The organism is Polaribacter sp. 2305UL8-11 (genome assembly GCF_058147165.1).
In genome coordinates, this window is sequence record NZ_JBYVJW010000111.1 from 1 (window position 1) to 237 (window position 237).

At 31.2% G+C, this 237-nt stretch carries 1 pseudogene; it reads left to right on the plus strand.

The features are described from left to right. A pseudogene (locus ACY2RW_RS16380) lies at nucleotides 1-237 on the plus strand (1,4-alpha-glucan branching enzyme); the annotation flags it as partial.

The window sequence follows — 237 nt, forward strand, 5'->3', positions numbered from 1 at the left end:
AAAATGATTTAACATTCAGTCTAAATTACGCATTTACAGAAAATTTTATGTTACCTCTTTCTCATGATGAAGTAGTTTATGGTAAAAAATCAATAGTAAATAAAATGCCAGGTGATGAATGGCAAAAATTTGGGAATCTTAAACTACTGTACAATTTAACGTACACGCATCAAGGAACAAAATTATTATTTCAAGGTGGCGAATTTGGGCAACCCTCTGAATGGAATTTTCACGGAA